Annotated in this window: 15 protein-coding genes; 7 read left to right on the top strand and 8 right to left on the bottom strand. The window is 62.0% G+C overall.

The window, feature by feature from the left end:
• Window positions 1–47: 47 nt before the first annotated feature.
• On the bottom strand, window positions 48–1,385 hold the full coding sequence (locus KGA89_RS18685; protein WP_003205813.1) for an MFS transporter: 1,338 nt from the start codon (window positions 1,383–1,385) through the stop codon (window positions 48–50).
• Window positions 1,382–1,654 carry a hypothetical protein gene (locus tag KGA89_RS18690; RefSeq protein WP_223472246.1) on the bottom strand — a complete coding sequence of 91 codons (273 nt, stop codon included), beginning with the start codon at window positions 1,652–1,654 and terminating at the stop codon, window positions 1,382–1,384. Before KGA89_RS18690 ends, KGA89_RS18685 begins: the two co-directional genes overlap by 4 nt.
• Here KGA89_RS18690 and quiC point away from each other — a divergent pair.
• Both quiC and KGA89_RS18700 read left to right on the top strand, forming a co-directional pair.
• Window positions 1,653–3,554 (top strand): 3-dehydroshikimate dehydratase QuiC, encoded by a 1,902-nt coding sequence (quiC, locus tag KGA89_RS18695; protein ID WP_003205811.1) that lies wholly within the window; start codon window positions 1,653–1,655, stop codon window positions 3,552–3,554. The two genes, KGA89_RS18690 and quiC, sit on opposite strands and share 2 nt — an antisense overlap.
• A gap of 103 nt (window positions 3,555–3,657) precedes the next feature.
• Entirely contained in the window at window positions 3,658–4,335 is a 678-nt protein-coding gene (locus tag KGA89_RS18700) for a TetR/AcrR family transcriptional regulator (protein WP_041931260.1), read from the top strand.
• A 119-nt stretch (window positions 4,336–4,454) separates the two neighbouring features.
• Here the strand turns inward: KGA89_RS18700 and KGA89_RS18705 are convergent, their stop codons facing one another.
• From KGA89_RS18705 to KGA89_RS18720, 4 genes are all read right to left on the bottom strand, one after another.
• A complete protein-coding gene (locus KGA89_RS18705; RefSeq protein WP_013694252.1) occupies window positions 4,455–5,306 on the bottom strand; it encodes a shikimate dehydrogenase in 852 nt (283 codons plus the stop codon).
• Between the two features lie 5 nt (window positions 5,307–5,311).
• A complete protein-coding gene (aroQ, locus tag KGA89_RS18710) occupies window positions 5,312–5,752 on the bottom strand; it encodes a type II 3-dehydroquinate dehydratase (RefSeq protein WP_003205806.1) in 441 nt (146 codons plus the stop codon).
• A 308-nt stretch (window positions 5,753–6,060) separates the two neighbouring features.
• The gene (gene trmA, locus KGA89_RS18715; protein ID WP_223472247.1) at window positions 6,061–7,140 is read right to left on the bottom strand and encodes a tRNA (uridine(54)-C5)-methyltransferase TrmA; all 1,080 of its coding nucleotides are present in this window, start codon (window positions 7,138–7,140) and stop codon (window positions 6,061–6,063) included.
• Window positions 7,137–8,432 carry an NCS2 family permease gene (locus KGA89_RS18720; RefSeq protein WP_003205804.1) on the bottom strand — a complete coding sequence of 432 codons (1,296 nt, stop codon included), beginning with the start codon at window positions 8,430–8,432 and terminating at the stop codon, window positions 7,137–7,139. Before KGA89_RS18720 ends, trmA begins: the two co-directional genes overlap by 4 nt.
• Before the next feature lie 204 nt (window positions 8,433–8,636).
• Here KGA89_RS18720 and KGA89_RS18725 point away from each other — a divergent pair, with 204 nt between their 5' ends.
• Both KGA89_RS18725 and KGA89_RS18730 read left to right on the top strand, forming a co-directional pair.
• Entirely contained in the window at window positions 8,637–9,092 is a 456-nt protein-coding gene (locus tag KGA89_RS18725; RefSeq protein ID WP_003205802.1) for a DUF4879 domain-containing protein, read from the top strand.
• A 139-nt stretch (window positions 9,093–9,231) separates the two neighbouring features.
• Window positions 9,232–9,798 (top strand): DJ-1 family glyoxalase III, encoded by a 567-nt coding sequence (locus KGA89_RS18730; protein ID WP_003205801.1) that lies wholly within the window; start codon window positions 9,232–9,234, stop codon window positions 9,796–9,798.
• A gap of 6 nt (window positions 9,799–9,804) precedes the next feature.
• On the opposite strand, the gene KGA89_RS18735 is transcribed toward KGA89_RS18730, so the two are convergent.
• Window positions 9,805–10,092, bottom strand: coding sequence for a HigA family addiction module antitoxin (locus tag KGA89_RS18735; protein WP_003205799.1), 288 nt, complete (start codon window positions 10,090–10,092; stop codon window positions 9,805–9,807).
• Between the two features lie 15 nt (window positions 10,093–10,107).
• Window positions 10,108–10,386, bottom strand: coding sequence for a type II toxin-antitoxin system RelE/ParE family toxin (locus KGA89_RS18740; RefSeq protein WP_057451873.1), 279 nt, complete (start codon window positions 10,384–10,386; stop codon window positions 10,108–10,110).
• 192 nt (window positions 10,387–10,578) lie between these two features.
• Between KGA89_RS18740 and KGA89_RS18745 the strand changes: the two genes are divergently transcribed.
• The 3 genes from KGA89_RS18745 to KGA89_RS18755 are packed head-to-tail and all read left to right on the top strand — an operon-like array spanning window position 10,579 to window position 14,302.
• Window positions 10,579–11,103 (top strand): (2Fe-2S)-binding protein, encoded by a 525-nt coding sequence (locus KGA89_RS18745; RefSeq protein ID WP_003205795.1) that lies wholly within the window; start codon window positions 10,579–10,581, stop codon window positions 11,101–11,103.
• On the top strand, window positions 11,100–12,101 hold the full coding sequence (locus KGA89_RS18750; protein ID WP_003205794.1) for an FAD binding domain-containing protein: 1,002 nt from the start codon (window positions 11,100–11,102) through the stop codon (window positions 12,099–12,101). The genes KGA89_RS18745 and KGA89_RS18750 overlap by 4 nt, the downstream gene beginning before the upstream one ends.
• A complete protein-coding gene (locus tag KGA89_RS18755) occupies window positions 12,101–14,302 on the top strand; it encodes a xanthine dehydrogenase family protein molybdopterin-binding subunit (protein ID WP_223472248.1) in 2,202 nt (733 codons plus the stop codon). Before KGA89_RS18750 ends, KGA89_RS18755 begins: the two co-directional genes overlap by 1 nt.
• The last annotated feature ends 42 nt before the right edge of the window (window positions 14,303–14,344 follow it).

Raw genomic sequence — 14,344 nt, forward strand, 5'->3', positions numbered from 1 at the left:
CAAGCCTTGCTCCCACAGTGGGATAAATAATCCCGGGCTGACGGGAATCAGTTTTCCAGCGTAGGCACCTTGCGCGGTGCCATGAAGTACAACCAGGTCAGGGCAATGAAGTACATCGCCGGGATCAGGGTGAACAGCACGGTGTAGTTGTTATTGGTGATCGTGAGGATGTGGCCCACCAGTTGAGTCATGAACATCCCGCCGATGGCCGCGCACATGCCGCCGAAGCCGAACACCGTGCTCATCATGTGCTTGGGCGTGTAGTCCATCACCAGGCTCCAGATGTTGGCGGTCCAGGCCTGGTGCGCGCCGATGGCCAGGGAAATGGCGAATACTGCCATCCACAGGCTGCTGGAGCCCGCGGCCATGATCACGCCGATGATGCAGCAGGCGAACAGCAGCATGGACACCAGTCGCGCCTTGATCGGATTGAGACCACGGCCGATCAGGAACGAAGACAGGATACCGCCGCCCACGCTGCCGAAGTCGGCGGTGAGGTAGATGATGATCAGCGGGATGCCCATCTGGGTCACGTTGATGCCCAGGTTGTATTGCTGGTTCAGGAACGGCGGCAGCCAATAGAGGTAGAACCAGAACACCGGGGCGGTGATCGAGTAGGCCAGGGCAAACGCCCAGGTGCCGCGCATGCGCAGGATGCGTGAGAACGGCACGCGGACCTGGTCCGGTTCCTCCTGGGCCTGGATGTAGTCCAGTTCCGACTGTTTGACGCTGGGATGGTCTTCGGGGTTGAAGTATTTCAGGCCCCAGAACAGCAGCCAGATCCCGCCCAATGCCGACATGCACAGGAACGCCGCCTGCCAGCCCCACACGTGCAGGACCAGTGGCAGCAGCATCGGGGTGAACATCGCGCCGACGTTGGTCCCGGCGTTGAAAATGCCAGTCGCCACGGCCCGTTCACCGGCCGGGAACCACAGCCGCGTAGTCTTCACGCAGGCCGGGTAGTTGGCGGCTTCGGTCAGGCCGAGGATGAAGCGGCAGACCATGAAGCCCACCGCCGAGGTGGCCAGGCCGTGGGCGCCGGTCGCCAGGCTCCAGAGCAGCACCGCGCAGAAGAACACGCGCTTGACGCCGATCCGGTCGATCAGCCGTCCTTGCAACACGAAGCCGACGGCATAACCGACCTGGAACCAGAAGTTGATGTTGGCGTAGTCCATCGCCGTCCAGCTCATTTCCTTGGCCAGGATAGGCTGCATGACGCCCAGGGCGGCACGGTCGATGTAATTCAGGGTCGTGGCGAAAAACACCAGGGCGAGCATGCCCCAACGGGTCTTGCCCACGGCCATGGCGCCGCGGATCTTGTCGCCGATGCCGCTGGAGGAGACTCCCAGGCTGGGGGCCAGGCGGGAACTTTGGGAAGGGATCATAGCGTGTACCCGTTTTTGAAATTCTTATGGTTGGTCTGGGTCTGTCCATCGAGGTCGGCAGGGCCGGCGTCAATGTGGGAGCGATGGTGCGCAGTGAGCAAAAAATCGTCAATTCGGCAATGGCCATTTTGTTCGATAATCGCCCAAAAAACTAACTGGATGGTACATATTAAATTGCTGAAAGAAACCGGCAGCTCAATAATCGGCTGACTCTTTAAAAAAGCGGCGCACTTTTTGTAGCCGATGCCTGTCCCGGGAGCCGAAGTCATGCAGCGTTCCATTGCCACCGTGTCCTTGAGCGGTACCTTGCCGGAAAAACTCGAAGCCATTGCCGCCGCCGGGTTTGACGGGGTGGAAATTTTCGAGAACGACCTTCTCTACTACGATGGCAGCCCCCGGGAAATCAGGCAGATGTGCGCCGACCTGGGCATCGCCATCACCTTATTCCAACCGTTTCGCGACTTCGAAGGCTGCCGCCGCGATCGCCTGTCGCGCAACCTGGAGCGGGCCGAGCGCAAGTTCGACCTGATGCAGGAACTGGGCACCGACCTGGTGCTGGTGTGCAGCAACGCCTCGGCCGACAGTGTCGGCGATGAACGGATTCTCATCGATGACCTGCGCCTGCTGGCCGAACGCGCCGGTGCGCGCGGCTTGCGGATCGGTTATGAAGCGCTGGCCTGGGGCCGGCACGTGAATACTTATCAACAGGTCTGGAACATTGTGCGCCAGGCCGATCACCCCAGCCTCGGCGTGTTGCTCGACAGCTTCCATACCTTGTCCCTCAAGGGCGATCCGAGTGCGATCGCCGAGATTCCCGGCGACAAGATCTTCTTCGTGCAAATGGCCGACGCGCCGATCCTGGCCATGGATGTCCTGGAATGGAGCCGACATTTCCGTTGTTTCCCGGGGCAGGGCGAGTTCGACTTGCCGGGTTTCCTGGCGCCGATCATCAAGAGTGGCTACACCGGACCGCTGTCGCTGGAAATCTTCAACGACGGTTTCCGCGCCGCGCCGCCACGGGCCAATGCCGCCGACGGCCTGCGCTCGCTGCTGTACCTGGAAGAAAAAACCCGTCAGCGGCTGGCTGAAGAAGTGCCCTCCATGGGCAATGCCGACATCCTGTTCGCCACGCCGCCGGCCAGCGAATACAACGGCATCGAATTCCTCGAGTTCGCCGTGGACGATAACCTCGGCGCCAAGCTGTCCCATTGGCTGGAACGGCTGGGGTTCGTCAAGGCCGGCCAGCATCGTTCCAAGAATGTCAGCCTGCTGCGCCAGGGTGATATCAACCTGATCCTCAATAGCGAGCCGTACTCGTTCGCCCACAGTTTTTTCGAAGCCCACGGACCTTCGTTGTGCGCCACCGCCGTGCGCGTGAAAAACAGTGCCAGCGCCCTGGAGCGGGCTGTTGCCTACAAAGGCCAGCCTTATCGGGGGTTGGTGGGCCCCAATGAGCTGGAGCTGGCTGCGGTGCGGGCACCGGACGGTAGTCTGATTTACCTGGTGGACCAGCAGGCCGATGTCTATGGCACCGATTTCAACCTGCAGCCGGGTGCGGTCATTGGGGCCGGGCTCAAGCGCATCGACCACATGGCGATGGCGCTGCCGGCCGACAGCCTCGACAGTTGGGTGCTGTTCTACAAGAGCCTGCTGGATTTCGAGGCCGACGACGAAGTGGTCTTGCCCGACCCTTATGGCCTGGTAAAAAGCCGTGCGTTGCGTAGCCGCTGCAGTTCGATCCGCTTGCCGCTGAACATTTCCGAGAACCGCAACACTGCGATCTCACACGCGCTGTCGAGTTATCGTGGCTCCGGCGTGCATCACATCGCCTTCGACTGCGACGACATCTTCGCCCAGGTCAGTCGTGCCAAAGAGGCGGGTGTGCCGTTGCTGGACATCCCGCTCAATTACTACGACGACCTGGCGGCGCGTTTCGATTTCGACGACGAGTTCCTTAGCGAACTGGCCTACTTCAACGTGTTGTACGACCGTGACGCCCAGGGTGGCGAGCTGTTCCACGTCTACACCGAGCCGTTCGAAGGGCGTTTTTTCTTCGAAATCATCCAGCGCAAGAATGGTTACGCCGGTTACGGCGCAGCCAATGTCGCGGTGCGACTGGCGGCCATGGCCAAGTCCCGCAGCGGTGGTTTGCGGCACGCCAAGTTGTAGGAAAATCGTAAACGTGGCGGTAATGGGCCGTGTCCTGGCTTCCTTCAGTGCACGGTGCGGCCCATAATCGCCAGCCTGTGCAGTGATGGCCGTGAGCCCCGCAATGACTATGAATCCAGAGCTTTCCGCAGCGCTCGACGAACCCGTCGCCGCGCCGCGCAAGAGTCGCAAGAACAACCCGGAGAAGACCCGGGAAAACATTCTTCAGGAAGCCATCGTCGAGTTCGTCCAGCAAGGCCTGGCCGGTGCCCGGGTCGACGCCATCGCCGAGCGCATCCACACCTCCAAGCGCATGATCTACTACTACTTCGGTAGCAAGGAGCAGTTGTACGTCGAGGTGCTGGAGAAACTCTACGGTGACATCCGCACCACCGAGAGCCGCCTGCACCTGGCGGAGCTGGCCCCGGTCGATGCGATCCGGCGCCTGGTGGAGTTCACCTTCGACCACCATGATCGCAATGTGGATTTCGTGCGCATCGTCTGCATCGAGAACATCCACAACGCCGAGTACGTGAAGCAGTCAGGTGCGATCAAGGCGATGACCAATACCATCCTCGATTCCCTGGGCGTGATCCTGCGGCGCGGTGCTGAAGAGGGCGTGTTCCGTGCCGGCCTCGAGCCACTGGATGTGCATCTGCTGATCAGTTCGTTCTGTTTTTACCGGGTGTCCAATCGCCAGACGTTCGGTGAGATCTTTCAGATCGACCTGTCGGATGAAGCTATCAAGCAGCGGCATCGTGAGATGGTCTGCGAGTCGGTGTTGCGCTATCTGCAAGTCTGACCTCGACCCCTTGTGGGAGCGAGCTTGCTCGCGATAGCGGTCGATCAGCCAGCATCGATTGCGACTGACACACCGCCATCGCGAGCAAGCTCGCTCCCACAAGGGCTTATCACCAGGCTTTAGTGATTCATGCTTTGGAAATGCGCCAGCATCCGCTGCGCATCTGGTGCCACGCCGCTGAACAGTTCGAACGCCTTCACCGCCTGGAACACGGCCATGTTGCCGCCATCCAGTGTGCGGCAGCCGACCGCGCGGGCGTTGCGCAGCAGTTCGGTTTCCAGTGGGAAATAGACGATTTCCGCGACCCACAAAGTGCCGCGCAACAGCTCGACCGGCACCGGCATGCCCGGTAGTTTTGCCATGCCCATGGGCGTGGTGTTCACCAGGCCATCGGCCTCGGCCATGGCGGTGGGCAGGTCATGCCCGGCGCGGGCGCGGCCAGCGCCGAAGTGTTGATTCAAGTTATTGGCCAGCGCCTCGGCACGGCTGACCTCGACGTCAAAAATGCTCAGGGTTTCTACGCCTTCCATCAACAGCGCGTGGGCCACCGCCGCGCCAGCGCCACCGGCGCCCATCTGGACCACGCGCTTGCGCGCCACATCCCCCAGGCCGCGACGAAAACCTTCGGCGAACCCGAGGCAGTCGGTGTTGTGGCCGATGCGCTTGCCGTCCTTGAGCACCACGGTATTGACCGCGCCGATACCACGGGCCTCGGGTGACAACTCATCGAGTAGCGGGATGATCGCCTGCTTGCAGGGGAAGGTGATGTTCAGGCCGGTGAAGTCCATGCGCTCGGCGGCCACCAGTAGATCGGCCAGGGCGCCGCTGTCGAGTTTCAGCGCATCGAGGTCGATCAGCCGATAGAGGTAACGCATGCCTTGGGCATCGCCCTCATGTTCATGCAGCGCAGGCGTGCGAGAGGCTTGGATGCCCGCGCCGATCAGGCCGGCCAGCACAGTGATATTCGACATGCTCATCAACCCTTCAACCGCTGACTGAAATGTTCAAGGGCCAGGCGATAACCATGGCTGCCAAACCCGCACATCACGCCAATGGCGACGGATGAGACGAAGGAGTGATGACGGAAGGTTTCACGGGCGTGGACGTTGGACAGGTGGACTTCGATGACCGGTACTTCGCTGGCCACCAGGGCATCGCGGATCGCCACGGAGGTGTGGGTCCAGGCCGCCGGGTTGATGACGATACCGGCGCATCGGCCACGGGCGCCGTGAATCCAGTCCAGCAGCTCACCTTCCTGGTTGGTCTGGCGAAACTCCACCGCCAGGCCGAACTCTTCAGCGGCGCGGCCGCACAGTGCCGAGATGTCAGCCAGGGTTTCATGGCCATAGGTCGCCGGCTCGCGGGTGCCGAGCAGGTTCAGGTTCGGGCCGTTGAGCACCAGAACGATCGGAGGCATCGCAATTTCTCCACATTTTTATTGTTGGTGTCGGCCAGGTTTCAGCCGCTGGAGATAAATTGTACTAGATGGTTAATTTGGTCAAATAAAGCAGCCGACATCGGCCAATAAGTGTTCGATGATCGAACATGGCCTTTGCCAAGAGAGGAGGGAGGGCTCTTGTGGCGAGGGCATTTATTTGTGGGAGCAAGGCTTGCCCGCGATATAGGCGATGCGGTCTTTCAGAAATTGAGTCGCCTGTATCGCGGGCAAGCCTTGCTCCCACAGAGCTTTGCCTAGTCCAGCCCGGTGGGAGATCGCCCCAGCGTTTAGCGCCGAGTCAACAACACCCCGGACTCCATGTGATGGGTCCAGGGAAATTGATCGAACAACGCACAGCGCGTGATGCGGTGGGTGTCGTTCAGTTGCGCGATATTCGCGGCGAGGGTGTCAGGGTTGCAGGAGATGTACAGGATGTTGTCGAAGCGTCGGGTCAGCTCGCAGGTGTCCGGGTCCATGCCGGCGCGAGGCGGGTCGACGAAGACGCTGCCGAATTCGTAGCTTTTCAGGTCGATGCCATGCAGACGACGGAACGGCCGGACTTCGTTCAGGGCTTCGGTCAGTTCTTCGGCCGACAGGCGCACCAACGTGACGTTATCCACCGCGTTTTCGCTGAGGTTGCTCAGCGCGGCGTTCACCGAGGTCTTGCTGATCTCGGTGGCCAGCACTTTGCGCACGCGGGTGGCCAGGGGCAGGGTGAAGTTGCCGTTGCCGCAGTACAACTCCAGCAGATCGTCGCTGCGATCGCCCAGCGCGTCATAAGCCCAGTTGAGCATCTTCTGGTTCACCGTGCCGTTGGGCTGGGTGAAGGCGCCTTCGGGCTGGCGATAGCTGAAGGTACGACCGCCTACTTCGAGTTTCTCCACCACGTAGTCATGGCCGATCACTTCGCGCTTGCCCTTGGAGCGGCCAATGATGCTCACGCCCAGGTCCGCCGCCAGCTTCGAGGCGGCAGCGTGCCAGTGCTCGTCCAGCGGGCGGTGATAACACAGGGTGATCATCGCATCGCCCGCCAGGGTGGTCAGGAACTCCACCTGGAACAGCTTGTGGCTCAGGGGCGCGCTGGTTTGCCAGGCGGCCTTGAGTTGCGGCATCAACTGGTTGATGCGCAGGCTGGCGATGGGAAATTCCTCGATGAGGATCGGTGTGCGCTTGTCGTCCTGGGAGAACATTGCGTAGTGCCGTTCGCCGGCCTCGCGCCACAGACGGAATTCGGCGCGCAGGCGGAAGTTCTTCAGGGGCGAATCGAACACCGCAGGTTCTGGTGCATCGAACGGCGCCAGCACGTCACGCAAGCGGGTGACCTTGTCCTGGAGCTGAGCGGTGTAGGCCTGGGAATCAAAAGTCATGCGTTGTACCAACCCAACTTGATCACGAACAGGATCGACAGGATGACCAGCGCCGAGTTCAGCTCACGACCACGGCCAGATACCAGTTTGATGGCGGTCCAGGCGATGAAACCGAAAGCGATGCCGTTGGCGATGGAATAGGTGAACGGCATTGCCAGGGCGGTCACCACCACTGGTGCGGCGACGGTGATGTCGTCCCAGTCGATTTCCGCCAGGCCCGAGGTCATCAGTACGGCGACGAACAACAGGGCTGGGGCGGTGGCGAAGGGCGGGACGCTGGCGGCCAGTGGCGAGAAGAACAGCGCCAGCAGGAACAGGATCGCCACGACGACGGCGGTCAGGCCGGTGCGGCCGCCGGCACTGACGCCCGCCGCCGATTCGATGTAGCTGGTGGTGGTGGAGGTGCCCAGCAGCGAACCGGCCATGGCGGCGGTGCTGTCGGCGATCAGCGCACGGCCCATCTTCGGCATGTGGCCGTCCTTGCCCATCAGCCCGGCGCGCTTGGCGACGCCGATCAGGGTGCCGGAGTTGTCGAACAGGTCGACGAACAGGAAGGCGAAGATCACGCTCACCAGGCCGATGTCCAGGGCGCCCTTGATGTCCAGTTGCAGGAAGGTCGGGGCCAGGGACGGCGGCATGGACATCACGCCGCCGAACGGCGTGAAGCCCATCAGGATCGAGACGATGGTGACCGCCAGGATGCCGATCAGTACCGCGCCGCGTACTTTCAAGGCTTCAAGGGCGACGATCAGGACAAAACCGAGGGTCGCGAGGATCGGCGCCGGTTGTTTCAAGTCGCCTAGGCCGACCATGGTCGCCGGGTTTTTCACCACGATGCCGGCGTTATTCAGGGCGATCAGCGCCAGGAACAGGCCGATACCGGCGGCAATGGCCGAGCGCAGCGGCAGCGGGATGCTGTTGATGATCCATTCGCGGATGCGAAAGATCGACAACATGAAGAACAGTACGGCGGAAATGAACACTGCGCCCAGCGCCACTTGCCAGGTGTGGCCCATGTGCAGGACCACGGTGTAGGTAAAGAAGGCATTCAGGCCCATGCCCGGTGCGAGGGCTATCGGGTAGTTGGCGATCAGGCCCATGACCGTGGAGCCAATGGCCGCTGCCAGGCAGGTGGCGACGAATACCGCGCCCTTGTCCATGCCGGTTTCGCCGAGGATGCTCGGGTTGACGAACAGAATGTAGGCCATGGCCAGGAACGTTGTGACGCCCGCCAGGATCTCGGTCCGCACGTTGGTGTTATGTGCCTTGAGTTGAAACAGCCTTTCCAGCATGTCTGCTCCCCGTGGCGCGCCCGGCGCCGTGAATGTATCGACCTCAACAGCAAAGCACAGGTCGCCAGCGGCGCCCGGGAATTTTCTGTGGGTCGGAAAAAGCCGCGCATCATACCAGCAGCGTAGCGTTGTGGCTGCGATCGTCGTCGATGTTTTGCCAACGCGCCAAGTGGGCCATACTGCGCGCGGTTCCGGGAGGTCTCTATGTATTGCATGAATAAAAAGCTGCTGGCGGCGGTGGGCTGCATGCTGGGTTGGTGGTTGTCCGGCCAGGCCGCCAATGCCGCGTCGGCACCGCCCTTGAGCGAGGTCAAGGTGCTCAAGGTCGAGTCGCCGGCCTGTGGCTTCGAGGACATCGTCCCGGGGCAGGCGCAGACGCGTTGCGATCACAGTGGCCCGAATATCAAGGTCTACGTGCTGGAGGTCGGTTATGGCCGCCAGCCCCATGTCACCCTGGACGGCTTTGAAGTCGACGGCACCCGCTCGCCCGTGTGTGCGTACAGTAACGGCAACCTTAACGACTGCTCCGTGCGAACCAAAGTCGTCGGCTATGTGTACATCTTCGACCTGAAGGGCAAGCAAGAGGGCACCTTCAGCTTCAGCAACATCTCGATCAACGCACCGGGCAACCGGATGTCGACCCAGCTGTATATCAAGTAGCCCGCCAACCTGTGTAGGAGCTGTCGAGCGAAGCGAGGCTGCGATCTTTCCCTCTGACGCTTGAATTTCAAGCGCCTATCAAAAGATCGCAGCCTTCGGCAGCTCCTACACTACAAGCATCACCCAGCGGAGAGCGCCCATGATTCCTGGAACCAAGATCCCCCGAGCCCTGATAGCCGTTGCCGAGGGTGTCGACGACTTGCAGACGGTCACCCTGATCGATGTGTTGCGTCGAGCGCAGATCGAAACCGTGGTGGCGAGCATCGAAGGGCGGCGGATGCTCACTTGCGCCCGCGGCACGCGCCTGACGGCCGATGGCATGCTGGTGGACGTGCTCGTGCAGGATTTCGACCTGATCGTCCTGCCGGGCGGCATCATCGGCGCCCAACACCTGGCGGCCCATCAGCCGCTGCAACAACTGATCAAGGGCCAGGCCGCCACCGGACGGTTTTTCGCCGCCATCGCCGAAGCCCCGGCCCTGGCGCTACAGGCATTCGGTGTCCTGCGCCAGCGACGCATGACCTGCCTGCCCGCCGTGAGCCAGCAACTGTCCGGTTGCAGCTTCGTCGATCAACCCGTGGTGGTGGATGGCAACTGCATCACGGCCCAGGGTTCAGCCGCCGCCCTGGCGTTTGCCTTGACGCTGGTGGAGCAACTCAGTGGCAAGGGCGTGAGGAGTGTGGTGGCGGCGGAGTTGTTGGCCTGACAGGCATCAAGCGTGTTGTGGGAAGGGTTCAATCACAGGCTGCACGCGCTGCTCGGCTTGCCACAAATCGTAATCGGTCTGGACGCCCAGCCAGACCCTGGCCTTGCCGATCCCGGCACGCTCCAGACGCACGGCCAGATCAGGGCTGATGGGCGCATGACCATGCAGGACCCGGGAAAAATGAGGCCGGGCGAAACCCAGGTGTCGCGCCAGTTCGGTGACCGTGATGCCCAGTTCGGGCAGCACGTCCAACCGCAAGGTTTCGCCAGGGTGTGGCGGATTGTGCATGGGCATGTTCCAGCCTCCTGATCAGTGGTAGTCCAGATAATCGACCAGTTCGATATCGGACCCGATGAAACGAAAAATAACCCGCCAGTTTCCCGAAACCCCAAGCGACCAGTATCCATCCAGCTCACCCTTGAGCGGATGCAATCGCCATCCGGGGATATCTAAGTCGTTGGCGACCTGAGCCCTGTCCAGGAACTGGAGCATGCGGGCCAGGCGTTTCCCGTGGTCCGCCCGGATACCACGGGTCGACCCCGTCTCATAAAAGAGCCTGAGGCCTTTGTGCTGGAAAGATTTAATCATGGAATGGAGTGTAAGGCGATACATTACACTCGGGGCGGTACATATATACCGCACAGCCCCGTTAAAACCGTGCCTCTTGCGTTACCACGGCATCGCAAATTGCCTTGAACGCTCCACCCCACCCTGAAGTCGTACCCCTTATGACGGCGGTTTCCCAAAACGCCGCGAGTACGACCAACCGTGAGGTGTTCCATGAGCGCAACCCTGTCCGAAGCGACGCCGGTGTCCTTCGTCCGTCATCCGATCCGCCTGACTCTCAATGGCCAGGTGCGTGAGTTGCAAGTGCTGGCCTGGACCACGTTGCTGGACCTGCTGCGTGAGCAACTGGACCTGGTGGGCAGCAAGAAAGGCTGCGACCACGGCCAGTGCGGCGCCTGTACGGTGCTGCGCGATGGCAAGCGGATCAATGCCTGCCTGACCCTGGCGGTGATGTGCGACGGCGCCGAATTGACCACTATCGAAGGCCTGGCCGGTGATGACGCATTGCATCCCATGCAGCAGGCTTTCATCACCCATGACGCGTTCCAGTGTGGTTACTGCACGCCGGGGCAGATCTGTTCAGCGGTGGGGCTGGCCAACGAGGGCAGGGCGCAGACCCGCGCGCAAATCAGTGAACTGATGAGCGGCAACCTGTGCCGCTGCGGGGCCTATACCCACATTTGCGATGCCATCGAAGAGGCGTTGCCGCTCTGCCGGCAACCGGGAGGTGATCAATGAATCCCTTCCAGTACAGCAAGCCCGATACCGTGCAGGCGGCCGTCGATTTGTCGAGCCCGGTTTCCCGCTTCATCGCCGGTGGCACCAACCTGCTGGACCTGATGAAAGAGAACCTGACCCGCCCCGAGCACCTGATCGACATTACCGGGCTGCCCCTGGCGGACCTCAGTGAAACGCCGTCCGGCGGGGTGATGATCGGGGCATTGGTGAGCAATGCCGACCTGGCCTGGCACCCGTGGATCGAGCGCCGCTATCCGCTGCTGGCCCAGGCCATCCTGGCGGGCGCCTCACCGCAACTGCGCAACATGGCCAGTACTGGCGGCAACCTGTTGCAACGCACACGCTGCTATTACTTCTATGACGCGAGCGTACCGTGCAACAAACGCCGGCCCGGCAGCGGTTGCCCGGCCCGGAACGGTTTGAACCGGATCCATGCGATTTTCGGTGCCAGCGATCAATGTGTCGCCACCCATCCCTCCGACATGTGCGTGGCCTTGGCCGCTCTGGAGGCGGTGGTCCATGTCCTGGGTCGGGGCGGTGCGCGGACCATCGAATTCGCCGACTTCCATCGCCTGCCCGGCGATGCCCCGGAGCGCGATAACCAATTGGCCGACGATGAGCTGATCACCGCCATCGAGTTGCCTGCCGCCGGTTTTGCCGAGCATAGCCACTACTTGAAGATCCGTGACCGCGCCTCCTACGCGTTTGCGCTGGTTTCGGTGGCGGCGGCGCTGGAACTGGATGGGCCGGTGATTCGCCAGGCGCGCCTGGCCCTCGGTGGCGTGGCGCACAAACCGTGGCGCGACCGGGCCGTGGAGAGCTGGCTGGTCGGACAGACCGTCAGTCGCGAAGCCTTTGCCGTCGCCGCCGATGCACTGCTGCAAGACGCCGAGCCGTTGGAACACAACGGTTTCAAGATCCGATTGGCGCGCCGGGCAATTATCCGCGCCTTGAGCGATGCCGCGTTGGGTCGCGCACCGCAGGGAGGACAAGCCTGATGAACGCTCCGAGCAAATCCATAGGGCAACCACTCGACCGGGTCGATGGCCAGCTCAAGGTGACGGGCCAGGCCCGTTATGCCGGTGAATACCCCGAGGACGGCTTGCTGCACGGCAGCGTCGTGTCCGGTACGGTCGCCCGTGGTCGCGTGCTGCGCATCGATGCTTCCCGCGCCCTGGCGCTACCTGGCGTGGTCGCGGTCATCGACCACACCAACCGGCCGAGGATCGCCAGCTACGACGAACCCTACCAGGATGCCGATGCGGCGGACGGCTCGCCGTTCCGGCCGCTGTACAACGACCAGGTCCTCTACAGCGGCCAGCCCCTGGCCTTGGTGGTGGCGGAAAATCTCGAGTTGGCCCGGTATGCCGGTTCGCTGATAGACATCGAATACGCGACTGGGGAGCATCAGACCGATCTGATAATCCTGCAAAACGACGCCCATCCAGCGCCGGCTGAATTACCCAAGCCCCGTGGGAATTTTCAGGGCGAGTACGCCAGCTCCGCGCTCAGCGTGGATGTGTCCTACAGCACGCCGATTGAACACCACAACCCCATGGAGCCACACGCCTCCACCGTGCTGTATCAGCCTGATGGCAGCCTGCACATCCACGACAAGACCCAAGGCACGCAAAACGGCCAGGCCTATGTGCAAAAAGTCTTCGGGCTCGAGAAAGAGCAAGTGCGAGTGTTTGCCGCGTTTGTCGGCGGCGCCTTCGGTTCCGGGCTGCGTCCGCAATATCAACTGCCGTTGGCCGTGATGGCGGCACTGGCCCTCAAGCGTTCCGTGCGAGTCAGCCTGACGCGCCAGCAGATGTTTACCTTTGGCTATCGGCCGCGAACTATCCAGCGCGTGCAACTGGGGGCGGCGGCCAACGGTCGCTTGCTGGCCGTGGCGCACACCGCCGTCGGCCAGACCTCACGCTTCGAGGATTTCACCGAGCATGTGGTGGAGTGGAGCGGCATGCTCTATCACTGCGACAACGTCGAGTTGACTTACAAACTGGTACCACTGGACGTCTACACGCCTTTGGACATGCGCGCACCCGGTGCGGCCCTCGGCTTGATTGGCCTGGAGTGCGCCATGGATGAACTGGCCTGTGCCCTGGCGATCGATCCGGTCCAATTGCGGTTGATCAACTACGCCGAGCGTAACGAGAACGAAGGCAAGCCGTATTCCAGCAAGGAACTGCGTGAGTGCTATGCCCAAGGCGCCCGTCGTTTCGGCTGGGACAAGCGCAACCCGGAACCGCGCAGCATGCGTGAAGGCCGGCAACTGGTGGGCTGGGGCATGGCCGGTGGTGTGTGGGAGGCCATGCAGCAGAAGGCCAGCGCCCAGGCGTCGCTGGATACCAATGGCAAGTTGACCGTCAGCAGCGCCACCACTGACATCGGCACCGGGACCTACACGGTCATGACCCAGATCGCCGCCGAGGCGTCAGGCGTTTCCCTTGAGGACATCACGTTTGTCCTGGGGGATTCATCGCTGCCCACCGCGCCGCTGCAGGGCGGCTCGTTCACCGTATCGTCGGTAGGCACCGCCGTGCAGCAGGCCTGTGAAGCACTGAAGGAAAAACTCCTGGCCGTGGCCCGCCAGGCGTGTCCGGCCTTCAGCGGCGCGACCCTTGAGCAAGTGACATTTGTCGATGGTCAGCTGCGACTGGGCGAAGCGAGCGTTGCGCTCGCGGAGCTGGCGCAGAAAAGCGGCGAGACGCCGTTGCAGGCCCAGGTCACTGCCGAGCCGGATGCAAAACGCCAGGCCTACGCCACGGCCACTCACTCGGCGGTGTTCGTCGAAGTGCGGGTGGACGAAGACCTGGGGACGGTGAAGGTCAATCGCGTGGTCAGCGCCATCGCCGCTGGCCGGGTCGTGAACCCGAAAACCGCCCGCAGCCAGATTCTTGGTGGCGTGGTGTGGGGCGTCGGCATGGCCTTGCATGAAGAAACCCTGACGGACCACGCCCTGGGTCGCCACATGAACCACAACCTGGCCGAGTATCACCTGCCGGTCAACGCCGACATCGGCGACATTGAGGTGATTTTCGTCGAGGAACAGGACGAGATCGTCAATGCGCTCGGGTCCAAGGGCGTGGGTGAAATCGGTATCGTCGGGGTGGCAGCGGCGGTGGCCAATGCGATTTACCATGCCACCGGCAAACGGGTGCGGGACTTTCCCATCACCCTCGACAAGTTAATCTAGTGGCCTGTGTGGCTAATTCGTGCACTCAAATTAACCGTACAG

The sequence above is a fragment of the Pseudomonas sp. A-RE-22 genome, assembly GCF_019956035.1.
GTDB lineage: Bacteria > Pseudomonadota > Gammaproteobacteria > Pseudomonadales > Pseudomonadaceae > Aquipseudomonas > Aquipseudomonas brassicacearum.

Coding starts and splice junctions, on each gene's coding strand:
- KGA89_RS18730 (WP_003205801.1), top strand. CDS start 9,232: ATGATTCCTGGAACCAAGATCCCCCGAGCCCTGATAGCCGTTGCCGAG.
- KGA89_RS18700 (WP_041931260.1), top strand. CDS start 3,658: ATGACTATGAATCCAGAGCTTTCCGCAGCGCTCGACGAACCCGTCGCC.
- KGA89_RS18720 (WP_003205804.1), bottom strand. CDS start 8,432: ATGCTGGAAAGGCTGTTTCAACTCAAGGCACATAACACCAACGTGCGG.
- KGA89_RS18750 (WP_003205794.1), top strand. CDS start 11,100: ATGAATCCCTTCCAGTACAGCAAGCCCGATACCGTGCAGGCGGCCGTC.
- KGA89_RS18685 (WP_003205813.1), bottom strand. CDS start 1,385: ATGATCCCTTCCCAAAGTTCCCGCCTGGCCCCCAGCCTGGGAGTCTCC.
- KGA89_RS18725 (WP_003205802.1), top strand. CDS start 8,637: ATGTATTGCATGAATAAAAAGCTGCTGGCGGCGGTGGGCTGCATGCTG.
- KGA89_RS18735 (WP_003205799.1), bottom strand. CDS start 10,092: ATGCCCATGCACAATCCGCCACACCCTGGCGAAACCTTGCGGTTGGAC.
- KGA89_RS18705 (WP_013694252.1), bottom strand. CDS start 5,306: ATGTCGAATATCACTGTGCTGGCCGGCCTGATCGGCGCGGGCATCCAA.
- quiC (WP_003205811.1), top strand. CDS start 1,653: ATGCAGCGTTCCATTGCCACCGTGTCCTTGAGCGGTACCTTGCCGGAA.
- trmA (WP_223472247.1), bottom strand. CDS start 7,140: ATGACTTTTGATTCCCAGGCCTACACCGCTCAGCTCCAGGACAAGGTC.
- KGA89_RS18755 (WP_223472248.1), top strand. CDS start 12,101: ATGAACGCTCCGAGCAAATCCATAGGGCAACCACTCGACCGGGTCGAT.
- KGA89_RS18690 (WP_223472246.1), bottom strand. CDS start 1,654: ATGACTTCGGCTCCCGGGACAGGCATCGGCTACAAAAAGTGCGCCGCT.
- KGA89_RS18740 (WP_057451873.1), bottom strand. CDS start 10,386: ATGATTAAATCTTTCCAGCACAAAGGCCTCAGGCTCTTTTATGAGACG.
- KGA89_RS18745 (WP_003205795.1), top strand. CDS start 10,579: ATGAGCGCAACCCTGTCCGAAGCGACGCCGGTGTCCTTCGTCCGTCAT.
- aroQ (WP_003205806.1), bottom strand. CDS start 5,752: ATGCCTCCGATCGTTCTGGTGCTCAACGGCCCGAACCTGAACCTGCTC.